This is a genomic window from Bacillus sp. SM2101 (genome assembly GCF_018588585.1).
Classification (GTDB): Bacteria; Bacillota; Bacilli; order Bacillales; family SM2101; genus Nanhaiella; species Nanhaiella sioensis.
Genome location: NZ_JAEUFG010000065.1, coordinates 1 through 4,841 on the forward strand (window position 1 = coordinate 1; position 4,841 = coordinate 4,841).

Consider the following 4,841-nt stretch of genomic DNA (forward strand, 5'->3'; position numbering starts at 1 on the left):
AGTGTACATCGCCGCAGCTCCTCCCCAACCAGAAGGATACCTTTTTTCTATTAACTCAATCGCTGACTGATAAATCCGCTCTTCAATACTCAATTTTATCCCCCTATATCATCATTAAAAATTATACTACTTTTCTGAGAACCACTGTTCCATTAAGCTGAAAAATCCTTACTAATTATTTCAAAATTATCTATATTCCACAAGGTTTTTTATTCCATAACATCCATTCATAAAGAAAGGGGCTTTTCTATTACAGAGCTTTTCGCCTCTGATTCAGTTCTTTTAAGTTATTATCTCGATTTCAAGTCTTCTACAATCTAGCCCTAAAATGGATAATGGCACATATCTATGTTTCAGATATGCGCCATATCGTATTATAAGATTCGCAAATTACCTGGTGCCCATTCTTAATAGACTTATCCTTAAGGTACTCAGGATCGCCTTAACTATATTCTTGCGCCATATTGTTGAAGATATTATATATCTAATTCCTTTTCCAAACTCCACCTGAACAATGGGTAAACCCACACGTTTGATAAAAGTTTGCATGCCTGTTGTCGTATGTTAAAGTAACAATTTCTAATCCAAACCGTTCTGATTCTCTCAGTAATTCTCTCACTAGATCAACACCAATACCTTGGCTTTGATATGAGGGATGTACGAGTATATCTTCCATATACCCATGTTGTAACCCCATACCTGAAACATATCCAAAAGCAATAAGTATATCTTTTTTATCACGAACACCAGCCCAGAAATTACAACGTTTAAATAATGTTGGATAGTCAGTATCTCGCCTATCCCATCCGATAATCTCTCTTAAATCTGGTACCTCTTCTCTAGATATTGGAAGGTTAATCTTTATAGAGTATTTCACTTTAACCTCTCCTATCTATACACTAAAGTACATTCTTCATTACAATTTAACCACTATGAATTTAACTATTTTTAACTTCAATTATTTAAGAATGCAAGGTTTTTTCGTAGAATTGGACCCTTTAGTTGAAATATTGTTTAATATGATTTGTATTAGTAAAAATCTCTATCTTATCTTTATGTATAGCACACTTATTAAAAAAATTAACTTTTCCTATCTCTTCAAAGTATCGGTTCCATTTAAACATTTTAAAAAATATTTCTAATGTTGGTTTGTAATCTGATTTTTCTAATCGAAGTCTTTGTTTTATAAACCTCTTTATTATTCTGTATGTTCTTATTGAATATTTGGTGTCTAAAAAAATAATCAAGTCAGCACTATGAAAACAATTACTTACCCAATCTTCATTATGTACTCCTTCAATGATCCAACTTTCTGATTGTATTATACTATTTAGATATTCTTCTCTTTCTTGTTCGGTTCTTCTTATATCGCCAGACTTATTCCTTATCCAAACCACATTATCTAATTCGTAATAAGGTATTTCTAACTTTGAAGATAATTCTTTTGCCAAGGTTGTTTTACCACTTCCAACAGAGCCTATAATATGTATCTTTTTTGCTATTTCCTTTTTCAAAAGATCACCTAATTCATAGTAATTTGTTTCTAAAGCATATTCTATTTTGGTAAAGATTTTCCTCTAATAAGTTGAAGTAGCTATTCAAACCTTATTAAACATTCCTGCCCTTTAACTTAAAACTAATTATTTCAAATGTTCAATACTTAGACAATCCTTTTTTAGTGAATATTTCACCAAAGTGAAAAATGACGCTTATCTGTTTCAGATTTGCGCCATACAATGGAATAAATATTAAGCATTGTTTCCTAAAATAAAATTGTTATATAACCAATTTATAGCATCCTGAAGATGATTAGCTATATAGTCTATGTTAATGTCTCTTAATTTATCGAAGTGTTCATTAAGTGAAGACTCACCAGCCCCAGTCCTAACCAAAATTTTAATGCTCCCTACTTTTGACGCTGCAACAATATCACTCCAACGGTCACCGATAACGACGCAGTTTTCGAGAGTTAAATCATGTTTTTGTTGAGCTTCGGTTAACATTCCCGTATTGGGCTTTCTACAAGAGCATCCTTCATTATGACTATGTGGACATATATATACATCCTCAAAGCCAAACCCTTTTAATTCCTCTATAAAGTCTTCTGCTTTGGCTAATCCTCTTGATATCCCTGGTTGATTTGTAAAAGAAAGTATTTTTATATTATCTTTTCTTAATCTATTAATTTGCAAGTCTATAGTAGGATAAAGTTCAAAGTCTCCAGGATAATGGACAGTATCGTCACCACCAATTGTTCCATCTCTATCTAAAAAAATTGCTTCTATCTGTTTCACATTTATTTCTCCCTTTTTTCTTCGTTCATTTATATAAATTTTAATCCTGAAAATCCTTATCTTATTTACAAATAGCGCCATATCGTATTATAAGGTCAGCAAGTTACCTGACTGACCATCCTTTAATAAGTTTTATCCTTTGGAAGTCGGGATAGCCTTAACTATATTCTTGCGCCAGATTGTTTAAGATCAATATTGTTGAAAAACATCTGATAGTATATATGTATCTATTCACAAATTATCTCATTCCGATACTTATTTTTTTCATCGATATAATGATATTTTTTCCTTAATTATTTGCCCTGATTCGTCTTCCCATAGCACTTCTGCATATATTTCCTCAATATTTGCAATCGTTATTGGAGTTCCTTTATATATTAATGGAGATGTACTTTCATATTTTTCTATTAATATCTCGTTTATTGTTGGTATGAAGCCACCTTGAGATTGCGAATATATCGTTTCTTCTTCTACTACTATTTTCTTACCTGTACTGCCCTCTATTTCTTTGCTAATAGCCGTATAAACACTAAAATCATAGAAATTTGTTTTCAACCCATCTTTAGATTTAAATTTTAGTTCTGTACTCCCAGTCATATGTTTATCAGGGAGTATTGCAATCTTATAATTCCTTACTTCCCAGTTTTCACTATCTCCCGATAAAGTAAAATAATAAGAATTAATTTTCTTTGGAGATTGATTAACGAAAACAAGTAAAATAATTACGAATAAAGACATTAGAAATAAGAATTGATATAGTTTTTTATTCAATAATGTTGACCCCATTTCTTTGTATACCCTTGTTTTCCTTATATTTCATCTCTATATTTAACATTCATTAATTTACCAGTCTAATTATACTGAAACGGCTTATTTGAAGTAAATATTAATATATAGAAAAGACGCTATTCTTTATTACAGATGAGCGCCATATTGTTGAATAACATTTGTTGAATAACATTTAATTAGTAACAAAACTCAACTTGTGTTTAAAGCGTCTGATTATTTATCCCTTTCTTGATTTTGTTTAATTTCTATTTCATACCCATTTTGGAAGTGCTTTTCAACTACAATATATACTTATTTTTTTTAAATCTATTAAACATAATATGAACCTCCTCTCTTATCAAGTTAATCCCTAATTTGTTCGTAATTATAGAATCAATAGACTAATACACTTTATAACTACTACTAAAAAATAACAAATTCTGTTATTTTTTGTAAATAATCATAATTTCCGTTGTGTTTACAATGAGGTGGTAAATATCACTCCTCCTGCATATAAGAAATTTCAATTGCTAAATGATTCTATAATAGAAAATTTTACATATATATTAATGTCTATAGTGGGACTTGCTATAAAGTTCTGAAAATTTAAGGGGGGTATAAGTGTGAAAAGGGCGTTCTTATTTTCCATTCTTACTGTATTAACTTTATTACTTTCAGCTTGTGGCAGTGATGATACAACTGCCACCCAAAAAGAAGAGTCACAGAAAACAGAGGTTAAAACTGAAAACGAAGCAGAAGCAGAAAAGAAGGAAGAGAAAGAAGTAGTTGAAGAAGTTGAAGCAACAGATGATGGATTAAAAGAAGCATTTGAAAATTATTTATTGGAGGTAGGTCCGATTCTTGTAGAACATGCTGCACTAGCAGAAGTATATGAGGTTCTTCGTACTAGCTCCGCAAACTACGAAATAACAGATGAAGAATTTGCAGAAATACTTTACAGTGAAATTCTTCCTGTTGGAACATCCATTCAGGATGAATTAGAGAGTATTATACCTGATAAAGAGTTTAGGGATCTTCATGAGAAATTTATTAAAATGATAGCGAAAGGCTTACAAGGCATGACAGAATTAGTCGCTGCAGTAGAAACTGGAGATACTTCAAAAATTACATCTGCAAATACTCTATTAGCAGAAGCTCGTGAATTAGATAGAGATGCACTTTATGATATGCAAGATTTAGCAGACAAATATGGTGTTGAATTAGAATAGAATATGGGCAATAAAAGGGCTGCATACACAGTCCTTTTTATTTTGCTAACTACCCCTGACAATGAAATTTTCACACAATGCTCATTCCCAATATATTATCTAATCCAGAATTAAACAAAGATATAGTATTATATATATTTACCCTTAATTATCGACCCACTAACATAGTCAATAATCACAAGTAACAATAGGATAATAGTAAATATTGACCAATTTCCTACAAGGAAGCCCAATGAAGCTCTTATTGATGTTGCAACCATCTTTACAATTACAGTTAACTTCTCCATGTTATAGCTGCTTTCCATAATAAAAAGTCCTTTTGACAAGGCTTGAATTTTTCGTTAGAAACCTATTGGTTATTGTATCTACTGAAATGTTTACAGCTATGAATTCAAAAAAAATAAATAAATCCAAAAAACTTGTTATTCCACATACTGGACCAAATCATAAATATAGGCGCATCCCTTAGAGAAGTCGAGTAGAATGGAGTCTTTTTACCTTACGGTAAATTGTACTCCATCCCCTCACAGAACCGTGCTTGCACTATTAA

6 protein-coding genes are annotated in these 4,841 nt (G+C 31.2%); 1 reads left to right on the top strand and 5 read right to left on the bottom strand.

Annotated features, from left to right (window positions below; translation table 11 throughout):
- Nucleotides 1–484: 484 nt before the first annotated feature.
- The 4 genes from JM172_RS23905 to JM172_RS23920 form a co-directional block, all read right to left on the bottom strand.
- Nucleotides 485–877, bottom strand: coding sequence for a GNAT family N-acetyltransferase (locus tag JM172_RS23905; protein ID WP_214484890.1), 393 nt, complete (start codon nt 875–877; stop codon nt 485–487).
- 121 nt (nt 878–998) lie between these two features.
- Nucleotides 999–1,514, bottom strand: coding sequence for a P-loop NTPase family protein (locus JM172_RS23910; RefSeq protein WP_214484891.1), 516 nt, complete (start codon nt 1,512–1,514; stop codon nt 999–1,001).
- A gap of 234 nt (nt 1,515–1,748) precedes the next feature.
- Nucleotides 1,749–2,294: an HAD-IIIA family hydrolase gene (locus tag JM172_RS23915; RefSeq protein WP_214484892.1), complete on the bottom strand. Its 546-nt coding sequence runs from the start codon at nt 2,292–2,294 to the stop codon at nt 1,749–1,751.
- Nucleotides 2,295–2,558: 264 nt separating this feature from the next.
- Complete coding sequence (locus JM172_RS23920) at nt 2,559–3,065, bottom strand: hypothetical protein (RefSeq protein ID WP_214484893.1); 507 nt, start codon at nt 3,063–3,065, stop codon at nt 2,559–2,561.
- A gap of 620 nt (nt 3,066–3,685) precedes the next feature.
- Here JM172_RS23920 and JM172_RS23925 point away from each other — a divergent pair.
- Nucleotides 3,686–4,291: a hypothetical protein gene (locus tag JM172_RS23925; RefSeq protein ID WP_214484894.1), complete on the top strand. Its 606-nt coding sequence runs from the start codon at nt 3,686–3,688 to the stop codon at nt 4,289–4,291.
- 128 nt (nt 4,292–4,419) lie between these two features.
- Here the strand turns inward: JM172_RS23925 and JM172_RS23930 are convergent, their stop codons facing one another.
- Nucleotides 4,420–4,596, bottom strand: a complete 177-nt coding sequence (locus tag JM172_RS23930) for a hypothetical protein (protein ID WP_214484895.1) — start codon at nt 4,594–4,596, stop codon at nt 4,420–4,422.
- Nucleotides 4,597–4,841: the final 245 nt, after the last annotated feature.